We start from the raw sequence: 14,333 nt of genomic DNA on the forward strand, positions 1-14,333 counted from the left end.
GCCACGGCCGGCAAGCCGAAGGCGCGCACCGAGCGCAGCGAGAGGAGAAGGGGGCGGCAAGCGGAGCGCTGCAGGAGCGCAGCGACGGAGGAGCCCAGGGATCGTGACCGAAGGCCGGGACACGCGGGGGTTGGCGTGGCCCGGGGAGCGTAGCGAGTAGAGCCCGTTAAGGGCAGAGTGTGATTACCCAATAACGGATATAAGCCAAGCAGAAACATGAGGTGAAGCTACCATGGACGCTACTCCAACAACTGTTAAAACCAAAACTGCATTCATCAGGACAGCCTCGCCTGTGCGAATGGCACACAGAAGGCATAAGCACATAACGACGATGAACGGGCCGACAACGAAAGGGCTATCCATAAACGCCTCCCTCTTTACTGAATGAATTGGCCTTGCGGTAAATCATAGCAAGTAGTTTTCAAATACTGGCCCGATCCAGTCCCAAGATACTGATACAGCGAAGAAAGCAGTTCCACCGTAAAACAGCGCAATACCGAACTGGCTTGTTACGATGCCTGTACAATGACGACAGCATAAGAATGCCAATGCCCAAAACCATGAAGAGGGCTGCAGTAGTAACCATCCTTGATACCTTCCTTGTTGGGCTGCCCCCCGCATGGCGAGGGGCAAAGGTGCTTATTTGAAAAAGCCGGGCACGACCTTGTTATCACTCATGACGCCATCCGCGTACTCAGCCAGCTCGTCGCGCTTCATGCGACTATCAGTCCCGACTTCCAGGCGCTCGTTTTCGAGCATCCGCATAAGCTGTTTCTTATTCAGCCTGCCATAGAAGTTTTCAGCATTGAGCATTTCAGCAGCATCCGCAGAAACATCATGCCCAATGTCATGCTGCATGCTTGAGAGCGGGCTATGCGACGGATCGTAGTGCTCACCGGCAACGGCCCGAGACATGACATAAGCAAACATCTCAAGCAGGCGCGTCATATCAAGCGTCATCAGCCATTCAAGGACGTTTTCGCTGTCTTCCGGCAAACCCTCAAAAACAGTCTGGGCCTTGGCCTTGAGATCCTTGTAGCGGAGTGTGGCAGCGGCATATTGATCCACCTGTTCGATGTCATAAGCCTCGAACATTGCACGTTGCACTCGCGGCCGCGAAAAGGAGTAGCGCTGGTAAAGGAAGTCGATATTGCTGGTGATATAGAGCGCAAGTGCTGATTTTGAATCGTCTGCCACCGCGCTTTGCAGTGCAAGCGTATGCATCGCACACATTGAATGGCGCACTGACTTTGAATAGGCAGACTTGTCATCGGTATCGGCACCAGGGGCATCATCACCTGCCTCATTACTGGATGCTTCATCATCAACACCGGCTGAAGTCTCGGGCTCTTCAGGGCGAATGATCCCACGACTTATTTTCAGTTCGCCGCTCCGGTCAATGTGATAGGCCACACCGAAACGCATCTTGTCTTCATCCGTAAAGACAACCGTGAGATAGCGCGCCTCCGCCCTGTCGGCCAGCTCTTGCAGTTCATCAAGGTGCTTTTGAGTATCGTCGCTTTTGTCACCTGCTTCCTGCTGCGCCTGAAGCATCTCGATCTGCGAATGAAGGTTTAGCCAACGCTGATGATTTTCTACGCTATCCCATTCAGGATCGCGCTCATGAGTTTTCAGCGTCCAGAAGTGCTCGCACTCCTCAACCCATGCCCAGCCTTCTTCAGCAAGATCAGCCTCGACCTTAGAAACCGCGGATAAATAAAGCTGATCGAGTAGATCAGTGTTTTTGAACAAAACAGTGTCAGAAAAAAGGTCGCGTTCGATTTCGCCGCCGGCCGCAACATAGGCGGCCTCACCCACAAACAGGGCCTTTTGCTCCCTGCCGGTAACACCACGGCGCTGCCAGATTGAGCGAATCTGAAATGCCGAATGCCCCGCCTGCTCAAACACCTGAACCTGCGTTTCATGATCTTCAAAGAGCGCCAGCGCCTTCATTGTCTCAAGAGACACCTGATCTGCCCTGAATTTTTCCATCAGAGAGGGGGCAACTCTGCCCAACTTGAGAATTTGAGCAACGTGATTCTTGGAGTATCCGAAACGAGTGGCGATTTCGTCAGTAGAGCGCTTGCCTGAAATAGCTTTGAAAGCCTCGTACTGATCGGCAGGATGCATATCATTGCGCTGCGTATTTTCGACCAGCGATGCCTCTACCGCTTCATTCGTGGAAATGACTTTGCACTGCACCGGGTAGCCCGCCCTGACTCGCTTTTGCGAGGCCAGTAGCTGAAGAGCCAAAAAGCGTGTCCCGCCGCCGGTGACGCCGTACTTTCCCCTGTGTTTATGTACCACCAGATTTTGCAGCATCCCATGTGCGTCGATGCTCTCAGCCATCGACTCGATCGATTTCTGGGAGCGCTCGGTGCGCCGGGTCTGGTAAGGCGACATTACAAGTTGCGAAAGAGGAATGGACTGCATCGTCATCTTATAGCTCCTAGCCGTTTAAATCGCTCCGGGCGCGGTTGCCGCCGCTGGTGCCCGGTGGCCAGCCCCTCGCTGACCACCCCTGTATTATCGTTGATCCTGCCCTTTGTGTCAATACTGCCGTCATTTTATTTATCGGGTGATTGTCGGTATCAACCCCGGTTAATCAGGGCCAGGGGCTTGTGTTTCCGGGGTGCCGAGCATGCCTGGTGGAGGAGGGCTGGTGAGCGGTAGGGAAAGGGTGAAGCGGAAGCGCGGAGCGCTGACCACCCCTTTCCATCAGGCCGGGGCGCAGCTGCCCCTGCTGGGGCTGGTGATCATGCCCGGCGGTATCGGGAGGCGTCGCGGTAATACCCGACTGCGCCCGCGAGGAGGCGCGGTCAAACGATGGAGCGTATACCGGACCGAGCGGAGCGACAGGAGGATATGCCGCTCGAGCGCTTGACCGGACAAGCCGACGATCGGGCGAGGTTCCAGGGTATTGCGGCGCCGGCACGGATACCGCCAATGATCACCCGCACAGGGGCGCGCCACGGCCGGCAAGCCGAAGGCGCGCATCGAGCGCAGCGAGAGGAGAGGGGCGGCAAGCGGAGCGCTGCAGGAGCGCAGCGACGGAGGAGCCCAGGGATCGTGACCGAAGGCCGGGACACGCGGGGTTGGCGTGGCCCGGGGAGCGTAGCGAGTAGAGCCCGTTGGGGCATTGGCTATTGAGCGGAATAGAGCTTTACCAGGTCTATCGACCCCGACCCCAATCCAATGCGTTCGGGTAGTGCTTGATCAAAATATCATTCAGCTTTTGGACCAAGTGAGGCTGCTTAAAGGTAATGTGGCCATTGCCATTTTTGAACCAGCGCATGTGCAAATAATCATTCTCGATTTCGGTTTTACGCTCCCATACCGCTTTCTGAAAAGCGGCATACATTCCATCGCGATGATCTGCCTGCGGCTTGTCGTCAGCGATATGAAAAAGGCGTAGAAGGTCATCCAGAATGTTTGACCGTCCGTGGTTTGCAGTGCCGTTGTCACTCAAAACGCTGCGTATGATGATCTTGTTGCCAAACTTGAACGGCTGATTGGTTTTATGATCCCAGCTCAAATTTTTGAAGCAATTGATAATACCCTGTTCAACCATTGCGCCCCGACCGTCATACATCTGACCGAACGTCGCCACAATGGCATCTTTTGTCAGCGCTGGAACGCCATCGCCATCGCCATCGCCATCGGCAAGAGCCTCTTCCCATTCCCGCCGCGTCTCAGCATCCATAAAGCTGCGCATACCGCTTTCTGACATAAGATGCTTCCAGCCTGAACTATCAACAATATGTGTGATTTTAGTCATGGCCCATGCTTTCTGAGCCTGGGAAGCATTGCTCAGGTTAACGGCGTCAGATCCCAGGATGCGCACCCTTTGATCAAAAATCAGCCTGGGCATTGCCATATTAGCCTTTGCGGCAATAGCGGACGCTCGATCTATAGCATCAAAAGCCTGCTCCAAATGCTCGATGACAGCGGCACGCTGATTCACAATATTTTCAATACTGACGCTCTTGATGAGTTTGCTCATCCTACCTTACTCCCTTTTACCAATTCCGGGCGCGGTTGCCGCCGCTTGTTCCCGGTGGCCAGCCCCTCGCTGACCACCCCTGTATTATCGTTGTTCCTGCCCTTTGTGTCAATACTCCCGTCATCTTATTTATCAGGCAATGGCCGGTATCAACCCCGGTTGATCAGGGCCAGGGGCTTGTGTTTTCCGGGGTGCCGAGCATGCCCGGCGGCGCCGGATACGAGATGTGTGATGCATTGTGGTTCTCCTCTGCAAAGGATCGACGCGCGGATGCGGCCGCGCGCCGATGGGGCGGGCCGTTTATCAACCCACGGGTCAGTTAAGTACGTCGCAAGTGGCGCAAAAGATCTGCTGGTGTTCGGGGTGCGCTCTGGCGTATTCCTCGAGCCGGTAATAGCGATCATGCATAACGTCGGCGCCAGTGTTCCACTGCATCAGGTAGTAGGCATACAGGCAGGCAGTGATACCGGCTGCATCCGGGCTCATGAAACCGACGTACTCGCTGGCCCATATCAGGACATGCATGTCCTCGGTGCGCGTGGGGCGCATGTAGAAGCCGGCGTTATCCAGATCGAAGCACTCCAGCTCGCCGCCGTCGTAATCCCGGCTCATGCGCTGTAGCAGTGTTTGAACGGTTGGCACCACAAGCGCGTGATGGCGCTCGAAGTGACGCTTTAACTCCTCGGCGTGACGGGAGGGATCAATTTTTTCTGCCTGAACCAGGCGGGGATGAGTCATCTGGGCATAGCTCACGGGCTGTCTCCTCTGCAGGGGATCAGGGCACGGATGCCGCCGCGTCCTGATGAGAGCGGGCCGCCGGGCGGCCCGCTGGTGAGTCGTTGGGTTAATCGATGGCGCGCATGATCAGCGACGATTCTTCATGATCCATCGCGTAGTCCCGCAGCGCGTGATAAAGATCGATGTGTTTGGTTGATCTTGTGATCCAGGTCAGATGGTTAATGGCGAACAAGCAGGCTGTGATGCCGGCCGCATCAGGGCTCATGGTCACGTCACAATAGTTATCCGGCACGCAAACGTGCATCTTCTCCTGCCCCTTTGGGTGCATGTAAAAACCGCCATTGGAAAGCTCGTAAAACTCCCAAATGCCACCCTCATAGTCGGCACAAAGCTTCCGCATGTGCTGATTGATCATGACTTCCACCTGCAGATACTTCGAACCGAAGTAGGCGGGAAGGCAGTTTGTGCGGTGCGCATGAGGAACTGCGGTCGCGGTAATGACGGGCTCAGTTGATTCAACTTCTGACATTTTGACTTCTCCTTTAGCCGATTCCGGGCACGGTTGCCGCCGCTTCTGCCCGGTGGCCAGCCCCTCGCTGACCACCCCTGTATTATCGTTGATCCTGCCCTTTGTGTCAATACTGCCGTCATCTTATTTATCGGGTGATTGTCGGTATCAACCCCGGTTAATCAGGGCCAGGGGCTTGTGTTTCCGGGGTGCCGAGCATGCCTGGTGGAGGAGGGCTGGTGAGCGGTAGGGAAAGGGTGAAGCGGAAGCGCGGAGCGCTGACCACCCCTTTCCATCAGGCCGGGGCGCAGCTGCCCCTGCTGGGGCTGGTGATCATGCCCGGCGGTATCGGGAGGCGTCGCGGTAATACCCGACTGCGCCCGCGAGGAGGCGCGGTCAAGCGATGGAGCGTATACCGGACCGAGCGCAGCGACAGGAGGATATGCCGCTCGAGCGCTTGACCGGACAAGCCGACGATCGGGCAAGGTTCCAGGGTATTGCGGCGCCGGCACGGATACCGCCAATGATCACCGGCACAGGGGCGCGCCACGGCCGGCAAGCCGAAGGCGCGCATCGAGCGCAGCGAGAGGAGAGGGGCTGGCAAGCGGAGCGCTGCAGGAGCGCAGCGACGGAGGAGCCCAGGGATCGTGACCGAAGGCCGGGACACGCGGGGTTGGCGTGGCCCGGGGAGCGTAGCGAGTAGAGCCCGTCAGGGGCGCAAGGTTAGGATGGTAAAAACTCATGGATGACTGGAAAGCTGTTCGGACTCGATTCGGAGCGGCACAGCCAGCCCATGTGCAAGCGGTAGCCCAGAACATGGCCAGCCATTTCAGTTTCCAACGCCCGGACTTCTTCTTTTTTGGCCAAAAGGTAGTCCTCATTATCAAGTGCCCGCGTCACGTAGTCCCACAATGAAATGTATAGCGAATGCTCTGCAATTTCTGATCGCCAAAGGGTCGAAGAGCGTGAATCGAGAACCTTGCGCACCAAAACTTCTGCTTCGCAGAAATCTCCTCGCACCACGGCTTTTAGACGATCTGCCAGATGTTCAAGAGAATTCCTATCCACTGCAGGACTCCTTTTTCAGGCTGGGGTGGTCCGCCCAGCAGTAACGATCCGAGTCCGCCCTGAGCCCAACGCTGGCAGCTGCTGCAACAAGACCACGCTTTATATCCCCTTCGCTCTTGTCACCCCAATAGTCTTTATCGTCTTCATAGAGTTCGCAAATGTTGATCATGAGCTTTCTCCGGGTGATCGATTGGCATCAGTTTGAGGAGACCATCGGTGTTTGGTGGGCTTTAAGGTAACGCGCGGCCATTTAAAGCCCTCTCGATGAATCCGGCCGTCAATATCGAAGATTAAAGCCTCTTCGCAGGCTGGGCAGGAAGTTGGATAGCAATCACTCCCGGTCAGGTTCTCAAGGGGCGCATCCAACACTTGAGCGCGCCCGCATGAGGGGCAAGCGAAAGCGATTCGATCTGGCCATTCCATGGCTTTCATTGCACGGAGGTAGAAGCGCTAGCGCGAACCAGCCCTACGCGAAGGGCATGCAAGCAGTCGTTGAGCGCGCCCTCCATAAAACGCTTCACTTCTGCTGGGGTGAAATCCATATTAGATTTTTCTGAGAGGGAATGGCTGTAAATAAGAGTGTTTTCGGCAAGCACATCTTGCCAATAAGAATCTACAGTTGTCTGACCGACAAGAATTACCGCTTTGATATCAACCCCATTTTGAACAAGGGATTCGATGCGCTTTAGCCACTCCAGGGCTAATTTGCCGCCATGGCGGTGGGAGTGGTCAAGAATGATGATTGAGCCATCAAGGCCATGAACATCAATATCCTGTTCTTTTTCCAAATCGACAACGTGTACATCAGGTTTTTCCTGATTACTGATGTATTTCTCTATGGCTAAACTCTTGCCCGCGCCCGTAGGCGCAACGATTCTTCCAATGTTCATTTTTTACTTCTCCGCGAATTCTAAACCGATGAAAAGTTTCAATAACGATCAGCGTGATCGCTGGTTTCTGGATCGCCGCGCTTAACAATGAGAAGCACAACAGGCATCCATGCCAAGAGAGCAGCCCAGACCCACCAAGGGGCGTTCTGCAGGTAAAAGGGATCAACAAGCGGCATTTGAAAAATCCTTTCGGGTTGATGGTGTTTTGAGATCACCCAAAAATTTGAGTGAGGATCGGCCCTGCAATGAACCAGCCAAAGACAGCTGCAAAGAGCATGGACAACACAGTCCAATTAAAGGACGCAATGGTCCAATTAAATCCTTGCCCCGACTGGCGTACAGCTTCATTTTCATTCTTACCTGACTCAGCGGTTGGTAGATCGGGCCAGCTGCCGCCGTAAAGCATGATGCGCTCGATGGAGTATGCAGGGCGTTCAACATCAAAGGCACCCCAATAGCGCTTTACTCCTTCGACTCTGGTATCGATTACCTGGATGAAAGCGTAAGTGCCGCTGTCATTTCGGCTATGGATACACTTGCACTCGGAACGCCGGTCGTCATACAGCAGGCCATCGAGTTCAATACGAATAATCGACATGGACAGGCCCCTATCAGCGGCTGGGATAATCGTCTTCACCAGTTACCGGGATGGTGCCGGTGTATGCAGCGCCAGTAATTGTGCGCAGCCCCCATTCCGCCGGAACGTCTCCCCCGCTCTGAATATGCTCAAGGATCTCTACATCGCGGTCGTTTTCCGAACATCCTTTAGGGGCATTTTTTCGGGCACAGCGCAACATCACATCAATGACTGCCAGGCGCGCTCCAGGGCGAACAACACGGGAGAACGCCCCTTGGTAATCCCTTACATGCAGCAGGGAGGCAACAGTCTCCCAGTTCTCATGAAAGTCGATTTCTTCTGCAGCGCCTTCCGGCGGAGCCTTTCTTAACTCCTCGGCGCCGTAAAGGGCCGACAACAGCGCCATGCCTTCTGATTCGCCAATGCAATCATCTACCGATGTGAAGTCGGGCAGCTCGTCCCGCAGCAGCTGGACATAAGCACATGCCAACATGAGATCCTCTGGGATCAATGAGGTGCGCACCCCATAGAACTCATCCTTGAGGAGGGAGTAGTGGTGCGTAAGTTTTACGATGCGCGACTCGTTCAACCTATCCATAAAAGCCCTTTTGTTAATATATATAATATAGCCTCTATACTAATCTGTTTATGGCCAATTTTAAAGATATTTAAAGGTTTTTGCCAAAAAATCAATTTTGTATTGGTTCTATATTATAAACAATTTTATCAACAGATATCTGAAGTGCGGCTATGCCCTGGACAATCCGGTTCAGGCGCATTATGATAAAGCCTGAGTTTACTAAGGTCTTTGTCAACATTCTCCTTAGCCAAGCCCCTCGAATATCAGAGCCTTGCCGGGCCTGTATTCACTGAACCCCCGCAAGGATAATCCCTTCGGGGGTTCTTTCATTTCTGCCCTTACAGCTTTCCTACCTCCTTACAGCGAAACCGTGGCAATCAGCACCGCTGGATCTCATACGGTGGCCACGACCGCTAATCGTGTCATTCCTGATAACGAGGCACTTCCTCGATAGCTGCCGGCAACGACAACGTTTCTCGATGCCCTGACACTGGATCTGCCATTGAAGGTTGATAGAAAATCAATCAAGTCAGATGACTTGGCTGTTGTTCGCCTTCACTTTTGGTAACGGTATATCGATATGGCACGTCAGAGCAGCGCCGAAAAGTGGTATTCGCATGCAACGCTGCAGGGCATGAACGCCCATACAGCCCGCACAGGCGCTTGGCTGATCGATGTCATGGAAGCAGACACGCGCAACGGCGATCGACGATTGAGCGAGCTTCTAGGGCGTGACTACTACGAACGGATGTTGCGGTTTGGCTTGAACAAGTATCGAACAGCGGAACGGGTATGGCGCCACATGATCGAGCGGCGACAGCTTCCGCCAAAATAGCCAAGTGTGGCCCGGGGTCTGGGGTCTGGGGTCTGGGGTCTGGGGTCTGGGGTCTGGGGTCTGGGGTCTGGGGTCTGGGGTCAAATAAAAACAAAAAAGGGGTTGGGGTTTCCTCCTCTTGCCCCTTTTCTTCGTGGTCAAAGTCACGTTTCGGTGTGTCAGCGCTTGCGCTGTCCACGGAAACTGACGGTGCGCGATAGCGCATTGTCCACATGAAGGGGGGCTCATGCTAAAGGCCAAATTTTTTTATTTTTAAAGGACAAACTACAGGCAAAAACTATAAGGAGGGGTTGCTACAGGTTTAGGGGGGGTCCGATTCACCGTACCAGGGGGGTCCGATTCACCGTGCCAGGGGGGTCCGATTCACCGTGCCCAGGGGGGTCCGATTCACCGTAAAAAAGGGGGTAGGGGGGTCCGATTCACCGTGGATAAATCCTTTTATAAACAAAGTTATACCCAAAAAAACGGCCCGAAGGCCGCTTTTTAGTCATTAATACATTTTTGTGCGATCGGAGGCGGAGATTGTTTCAGGGATAGCCCGCCTGTGATCAGTTCTACGCGCGCTTGAGGATATACAGTCAAAACTTGTTTCAGCGATTCCTTGAACTTCCTCTTGAAGCTGCGTTCGGAGTCCTTGCCGGTATACTCCTGCCCAAACTGCTCTCGCAGGTTTTTCCAATAAACGCGCACTGGTTTGCCGCTGATACGATAAAGGCGATGAGCAAGCCAAAAATAGATATCCAGTGCCAGCGATGACCCGCCTAGCGCTTCAAGTGCGCGGTTGTCCAATGGTACGGCGGATCGCTCAAGCTCGTTGAAGTAGCCTTCGCTCAGGATCATGACTCCTGGCCATCTATAATTGCCATGTATACCGTTATCGTTAATCCATGCGTCAAACTGCTCAACAGGTTGACCGTTGAACGTTCTTCCTTGGTATCCAATCTGGATTCTGCAGGCAGCTAGCGCATTGATCTGAGTTCTTAGGTTTTTCAGTGTCGTGCCGGCATATGATTTTCCGATCAAGGAAAGAAATTCGTATGCGGAATTGCCAGTTGGGATCTCTCTCGTCTTATGGCGCTTTGCATACGTCGTTATCCACGCCATCGTGAGCCGTGGCGTTACGCCATAGGGTACTGGTTGAGCTACTGGAGTGTTGTCACCTTCATCCAGATACCCTGCCTGTACATTGATCCAGGCATCACCACAACGGCGCATAAACTCCCGCTCAGCTACCTTGGATCGAGGCAGTCCTACTTGGCAGAGGATCGCATTGTTGAATGCCATATCGTTCGGAGAAGGCGGGGTTTCTTCAATTTTCAATCCGGTGTCGATCAGTTTGCGTTGATTTTTTGTAATTTTCATCGATGGCTTGCTATCGGTCATGCCTCGCCCTCCCCTTTGCTCTGCGTTTCATTAGGCGATTTCGGTTTAACGCCACCCGGGAAATACCTGTATAGCGTGGTGCGTGATATGCCAAATCTCTTTGCAACGTCACTGACCTTCATGCTGGGATCGCTTAGTAGAATCCCCATGCTATGTATATCGTCCTTGCTAAGCCCTTTGGGGCGCCCTCCTACACGGCCACGCGCCCGCGCGGATTCTAAGCCTTCGCGAGTTTTTTCACTGATCCATGCTCTCTGCCAATCAGCCATGACCGCCAAAAAGTTGATGTGAAGCCGGCCGGTGGCCGTATGTTGATCGATGTTGTCTTGGATGGATTCAATCTGGACCCCTTCGCCCTGCAGCTGGTTGACCAGTTCTACAAGATGGATCAGGGAGCGGCCCAGCCGGTCCAAGCTCAAAACAACAACGGTGTCGTCGGGTCTGATAGTCATTAAAAGCTTTTCTAGCTCCGGACGATCTTTGCGGGCACCAGATATGCGCTCTTGAAAGATGCGCTCACACCCAGCTTTTTCTAGGGCATCAATCTGGCGCTCAATTCGCTGATCTTCACGGCTTACTCGGGCGTAACCTATTCTCATCCCTAGCCTCTGAATTAGTTTCTATTTATGTGTTGCAAACAGTGTAAACTAAACGTACCTTATAGGTACACAGGAAAAGTAACGAGTTTTGTTGCAAAAGGTAGTGGCAAAATGCCTTTAAAAAAGCATTTTTTTCTGATGCACCAAAAACGATCGTTTTTGGGTCGCATTAAATTAGAGGAGTGCGTTATGTTTTATGTAGCGGCTGGTTTCTTTGCGCTGATGACTTACAGTTGTTTCGCTAACAGCAATTATGTTACGGGTTCTTTTTTTGCATTTGCGCTTATGTCAAGCGTTATCAATTTCATTAGAAGAAGGGTTGGATTTTAAAATAACTATTGAATTTGGACGAGCAGCTGGAAAGAATCATTACCGTCGAAGACGCGCCATTTATGGAACTGGTAGAGCGCATTTATACCCGCAAGGAAAAGTATAGCGATGCAAAGTGTTGACGAAAACTATTTGCGTGATCTTAAGCGTATCCGGCACCGTGCCCAAAAAACTTTAAATTATGCAAGACCATTCGGTTCACAGCTTCTTGACTCTTATGGGCCTATGGAAGCCAAAGGCAAGGCCGCACTGATGGCCGGAGGATTGTGTTCCATAATTGTTTTTTTTGTGGTGCTTTATTCAGGCTTTGCCACTAAAGAAATCGTGACTTGGTGTTTAGTGGCAGCGTTTACGGGTGGATTACTCAGTCTATTTATTTTCCCATGGAAGACTTATCAGCAATATCTTTCTGGGGTATTGGCCAAGTGTAGCGACGATTCAAGACTTGCGTCATTACGTGAAACCATTAACCGAACTGATATGGCAATAGATGAACAATGCCATACGATCCTCGATAAGACTGCTACCGAAATCAATAATTATAGGCTAGACCATAAAGTAAGCTGATATAGGAAAGGGCCCGCGTCTTTGCTGCCGAACAGGCAGCCCCGGCACTACACCAGTGCCGAATCAACGGAGGACCACTGATGGCGACGATTCCAAAGCACTTGCAGACGGTAGCGGTACAGGTCACAGGCAACGACAACCCCACCGGCCGCTTTTGGGTTAGTTTGCTCAATGGTGACGGTTCTACTGCGCCGAGCTGGACATTCACGACCATTCAGGAGCGTGACGACAAGGCTCGCTTACTGGCTGTCGAGTACGGCGTCGAGGTCAAAGAGCGGGAAGTCATCAACAGAGAGCGACGCGCTCGAGTAGAGCAAGCCCATCAAGCCGAGCTGGAAGCTATTCGATCGGCACCGATGGAATTTGTCGATCGTGAGAGCCTGGTTGCCGCGCCCACGCTCTGCGGCATTCTCTCCGATCTTGGCCTGTCCAGATTGCGCGAGAGGTTCCCTGACAACTTCCTACTGCCTGTTTCCCAGCGTGTGGCAAAACGATTTGAGAGGGAGGGACGGGCCAGCTACATGATCGTTTCGTGGGGAGGCAAAGGTGTTGCCATGAACCCGCGAGAGGCAGAAGCCTTCGGGCTGGAAGAAGCACCGAATTGGTTGCCGGACACAGGCTTCGTCCCAACAGTCCCACAACTAAGCGACTTTGAAGCAGAGGGTTTCGATATCGCTGCGCGATACTGATAGATCGAGCCAGGCTGACCCTACTTGACGACGCCTCCCGACAGCAACTGATCAAGGGAAAAAGCCCCTGGGCAGCCAGGGGGCTTTCGCTAGCAGCCTATGGGGCTACTGCCGAAAGCAAAATGATCGAGGAAAAGTGATGGATGACGAATTTGAAACAAGGCTCGAGGAGCGCTGGCAGGATTACCAGGCAGCCGTGGATAGCACCATAGCGAACCTCAAGGCCGATCCGGCCAATCGGCATGCCCACCCGAAAGCCTGGGTTGGGTATGTAGCGAAGATGGTGCTTTTTTCACTGGTGGGAAGCGCCGCTTCGTTGATCGCCCTCTACGTGGCGATGCCCCAGGTATGGGCCGGTTCCTCCGTTGGCCTTGTTTTCAATATCTGGTGCTGGGCATCAATGATCGGCCTTATGTTCTCCCCTCTCGTCTTTTCGCCGCCAGTGCGCTATTGGGAGCAGCGTGCCGATAGATTGTTGGAAGGAACTGACGTGCCTCCTAAGCACAAAGCATTCTGATCGAGGAAAAGCTCAGATATGACCAATATTCTTGAAATGGCAAAAGCCTTTGAGGCCAATGCCAAGAGAGACAGCGCGGCTATCTCAGCCATCGAATTCGCGCTAGATGCTGACGAAGGAATGGTGTTCTTACGGTGCTGGATTCAAGGCGATTTTGATGTAATACGTAAAGAATGGCCAGAAGCGCCCGAAGCTGTGTTCATCGGTGCCGACCCGTTCTACAAGCCAGCTCAATAGTTAAAGGAAAACGCCAATGAAAACCACCATGACACCAGACGAATTCACCACCGTACTTGAGCGGGCTACTGAGGCCGAGCGTGAAACGCTCGATGGGGCTCATTGGCGGTACATTAGCTTGATCGGGCTTGTTCACGATGCCCTGCCAGCAGAAGTGGTTGCTGCTGACCAAGAGGCGTTCCCGCACTTCATCAAGCAGATGGGTGGACGCCCTCTCTTTAGCGATGCTGATTGCACATCGTTCATGGTTGAGGTCACCGGGCTTTCGGCAGAGTTCTGTGAGGCTTGGAAGGATCACGATTTCTACGAGTTGCACGGTGAAACCGCCGAGGAAATGGCAGCTCGTGAAAGTGCAGCCAATTAAAGGAAAAGGAGAGAGCATGTCCAATCGAAAGCTACCAGACGGGGCGTATGTCGCACTCGAAGGGCTCCAGGGTCAAGCTAAAGCCGCGATGGCAATGCTTCCTGGCCAAGACAAGACCCAAGCTAGGGAAGCACTCGGGGTAGCCCAGGCGAAGATGGCAGCAAATGAGGAATGGACTCGAAAGATCGTCAAAGCACTCATGTCTGGCGATGGCACAACAACGGCTGAGACGGCTGACGCTTGAAGGAAGTAATGCGCCGGCACCGGAACGGTGGCCAGCGTCTCGAGCTCAATGCTGCTGGATCTCTCGCTCAGGGTGGCCACGGCCGCCGATCACGTTCCCTGCCCTGATGAACCGGGGTGCTTCCTCGCCGGCCGCCTGCGCCGGCAACGCCCGATCGCGCCCGGGCACTGGATCTGCTGAAGGAAGTAATGCGCCGGCACCGGA

Annotated in this window: 18 protein-coding genes; 7 read left to right on the forward strand and 11 right to left on the reverse strand. The window is 53.5% G+C overall.

What is annotated here, in order from left to right:
• Positions 1 to 639: 639 nt before the first annotated feature.
• From C8D72_RS17030 to C8D72_RS17065, 9 genes are all read right to left on the reverse strand, one after another.
• On the reverse strand, positions 640 to 2,439 hold the full coding sequence (locus C8D72_RS17030) for a ParB/RepB/Spo0J family partition protein (RefSeq protein WP_115855665.1): 1,800 nt from the start codon (positions 2,437 to 2,439) through the stop codon (positions 640 to 642).
• 733 nt (positions 2,440 to 3,172) lie between these two features.
• Complete coding sequence (locus C8D72_RS17035; protein ID WP_115855666.1) at positions 3,173 to 4,003, reverse strand: DUF4942 domain-containing protein; 831 nt, start codon at positions 4,001 to 4,003, stop codon at positions 3,173 to 3,175.
• A 315-nt stretch (positions 4,004 to 4,318) separates the two neighbouring features.
• Positions 4,319 to 4,756 (reverse strand): antirestriction protein, encoded by a 438-nt coding sequence (locus tag C8D72_RS17040; RefSeq protein WP_115855667.1) that lies wholly within the window; start codon positions 4,754 to 4,756, stop codon positions 4,319 to 4,321.
• A 91-nt stretch (positions 4,757 to 4,847) separates the two neighbouring features.
• Entirely contained in the window at positions 4,848 to 5,270 is a 423-nt protein-coding gene (locus C8D72_RS17045; protein WP_115855668.1) for an antirestriction protein, read from the reverse strand.
• A gap of 702 nt (positions 5,271 to 5,972) precedes the next feature.
• Positions 5,973 to 6,317, reverse strand: a complete 345-nt coding sequence (locus C8D72_RS17430) for a hypothetical protein (protein WP_147301566.1) — start codon at positions 6,315 to 6,317, stop codon at positions 5,973 to 5,975.
• 428 nt (positions 6,318 to 6,745) lie between these two features.
• Entirely contained in the window at positions 6,746 to 7,207 is a 462-nt protein-coding gene (locus tag C8D72_RS17055; RefSeq protein WP_115855670.1) for a hypothetical protein, read from the reverse strand.
• A 38-nt stretch (positions 7,208 to 7,245) separates the two neighbouring features.
• Entirely contained in the window at positions 7,246 to 7,383 is a 138-nt protein-coding gene (locus C8D72_RS17560) for a hypothetical protein (RefSeq protein ID WP_170140640.1), read from the reverse strand.
• A 35-nt stretch (positions 7,384 to 7,418) separates the two neighbouring features.
• Complete coding sequence (locus tag C8D72_RS17615; protein ID WP_211308885.1) at positions 7,419 to 7,805, reverse strand: hypothetical protein; 387 nt, start codon at positions 7,803 to 7,805, stop codon at positions 7,419 to 7,421.
• Between the two features lie 13 nt (positions 7,806 to 7,818).
• Positions 7,819 to 8,382, reverse strand: a complete 564-nt coding sequence (locus C8D72_RS17065) for a hypothetical protein (protein ID WP_115855671.1) — start codon at positions 8,380 to 8,382, stop codon at positions 7,819 to 7,821.
• Between the two features lie 562 nt (positions 8,383 to 8,944).
• On the opposite strand from C8D72_RS17065, the gene C8D72_RS17435 reads away from it, so the two are divergent.
• Positions 8,945 to 9,199, forward strand: coding sequence for a hypothetical protein (locus C8D72_RS17435; protein WP_147301567.1), 255 nt, complete (start codon positions 8,945 to 8,947; stop codon positions 9,197 to 9,199).
• A gap of 483 nt (positions 9,200 to 9,682) precedes the next feature.
• On the opposite strand, the gene C8D72_RS17070 is transcribed toward C8D72_RS17435, so the two are convergent.
• On the reverse strand, positions 9,683 to 10,582 hold the full coding sequence (locus tag C8D72_RS17070; RefSeq protein WP_115855672.1) for a replication protein RepA: 900 nt from the start codon (positions 10,580 to 10,582) through the stop codon (positions 9,683 to 9,685).
• A complete protein-coding gene (locus C8D72_RS17075) occupies positions 10,579 to 11,181 on the reverse strand; it encodes a recombinase family protein (protein ID WP_115855673.1) in 603 nt (200 codons plus the stop codon). Before C8D72_RS17075 ends, C8D72_RS17070 begins: the two co-directional genes overlap by 4 nt.
• A gap of 438 nt (positions 11,182 to 11,619) precedes the next feature.
• Here C8D72_RS17075 and C8D72_RS17440 point away from each other — a divergent pair, with 438 nt between their 5' ends.
• From C8D72_RS17440 to C8D72_RS17100, 6 genes are all read left to right on the forward strand, one after another.
• Positions 11,620 to 12,078, forward strand: coding sequence for a hypothetical protein (locus tag C8D72_RS17440; RefSeq protein WP_147301568.1), 459 nt, complete (start codon positions 11,620 to 11,622; stop codon positions 12,076 to 12,078).
• An 80-nt stretch (positions 12,079 to 12,158) separates the two neighbouring features.
• Positions 12,159 to 12,767: a hypothetical protein gene (locus tag C8D72_RS17080; protein WP_115855674.1), complete on the forward strand. Its 609-nt coding sequence runs from the start codon at positions 12,159 to 12,161 to the stop codon at positions 12,765 to 12,767.
• Positions 12,768 to 12,906: 139 nt separating this feature from the next.
• Positions 12,907 to 13,284, forward strand: a complete 378-nt coding sequence (locus tag C8D72_RS17085) for a hypothetical protein (RefSeq protein WP_115855675.1) — start codon at positions 12,907 to 12,909, stop codon at positions 13,282 to 13,284.
• An 18-nt stretch (positions 13,285 to 13,302) separates the two neighbouring features.
• A complete protein-coding gene (locus tag C8D72_RS17090) occupies positions 13,303 to 13,521 on the forward strand; it encodes a hypothetical protein (RefSeq protein WP_115855676.1) in 219 nt (72 codons plus the stop codon).
• Positions 13,522 to 13,537: 16 nt separating this feature from the next.
• Complete coding sequence (locus tag C8D72_RS17095; protein ID WP_115855677.1) at positions 13,538 to 13,885, forward strand: hypothetical protein; 348 nt, start codon at positions 13,538 to 13,540, stop codon at positions 13,883 to 13,885.
• Between the two features lie 16 nt (positions 13,886 to 13,901).
• The gene (locus C8D72_RS17100; RefSeq protein WP_115855678.1) at positions 13,902 to 14,129 is read left to right on the forward strand and encodes a hypothetical protein; all 228 of its coding nucleotides are present in this window, start codon (positions 13,902 to 13,904) and stop codon (positions 14,127 to 14,129) included.
• Positions 14,130 to 14,333 lie beyond the last annotated feature (204 nt).

Origin of the sequence: Kushneria indalinina DSM 14324, assembly GCF_003385845.1 — a bacterium.
Classification (GTDB): domain Bacteria; phylum Pseudomonadota; class Gammaproteobacteria; order Pseudomonadales; family Halomonadaceae; genus Kushneria; species Kushneria indalinina.